At 58.0% G+C, this 1054-nt stretch carries 1 protein-coding gene; it reads left to right on the top strand.

Annotated features, from left to right (window positions below):
* Positions 1-112: 112 nt before the first annotated feature.
* Positions 113-844: a LysR family transcriptional regulator substrate-binding protein gene (locus EV665_RS32155; protein WP_133037284.1), complete on the top strand. Its 732-nt coding sequence runs from the start codon at positions 113-115 to the stop codon at positions 842-844.
* Positions 845-1054: the final 210 nt, after the last annotated feature.

The following is a 1054-nucleotide window of genomic DNA, read 5'->3' as shown; positions in this document are numbered from 1 at the left end:
CCGCTCGTCCATTGAAAAATCGTCCTTCCAAATCAACGAGCAGAATCTCAAGCCCAAATCGCGCCGTTAAAAGGTGGGGTGTTCGTCGCGCTTACGCTCAACCCGGTCGGTCATGCTTACGCAGGCCGGCCGACGACTACTGCCTCACGCGAGAAAGGCAATCGATGCGATTGATGGTGTCAAAGCGGCTGCGCATCCATCGGGTGGGCTCAGGGGAAGCCTGACCGTAGGGATGTTAGGCGGGCTTAGACTGGTCGATGTACCGGCGCTCGCTGGCGAATTTCACCGTCGGCACCCTTCCGTGCAACTGCGCCTCCAAACCTCGCGGCGAGGCACCGGAGAGCTCATCGAGCGCATCAAGGCGGGTAGCGTCGACGCCGCCTTCGTCGGCACAAATATCAACGATCAGCAGCTGCGGGTCATGCCAATTCGATCCTATCGGCTTCATCTTGTTACCCCCGCGGACCATCCCCTCGCGAAGCGTCAGGAGGTGACGCTGGCTGAAATTGCTCGTGAGCCGTTTATCGACATGCCATTTGGTTTCGGACAACGGGTAGTTATCGACGATGCGTTCGCTCAGCAATCGCTATCGCGGCCCGTTGTAGTGGAGGTGGCCGATCTAACGACGGTTCCCGAATACGTGGCTCATGGTCTCGGCGTGGCGCTGTTGCCACCAGAGTTGGTCGTGTCGAGTAGACACGATCTTTCGGTGGTTCCTGTCTCCGGCGCAGAAATTTCCTGGACGCTTAGCGTCGTCGTCAAGGCCGGCCACCCGGCCAGCCAAGCGGTCGACGCCTTTCTGGACCTGATTCCTCGACACACACGCTTTGAGTTTCCTTTCTGATTGTGAGGCCGGGGCTGGTTGAATCCGCTCGACGTAGTAGTTCGGTGTTCGAACGCAGAGGTTCACGTCTCCATGCGAAAATTCGTTGCATTGGTAAAACGTTCGTTTTACAAGATGAACCGCCCCGGGTTTGCCGGAGGCCTTCTGGTTTAAGTTATGCCGCCATGGCGGGTTCTTCCAGCATGGCGTAGTAGCGTTCCTCAGCTTCGG

This window comes from Shinella granuli, from assembly GCF_004341885.1.
Taxonomy (GTDB): Bacteria; Pseudomonadota; Alphaproteobacteria; order Rhizobiales; family Rhizobiaceae; genus Shinella; species Shinella granuli.
This window is presented reverse-complemented; position numbering and strand designations above follow the sequence as displayed.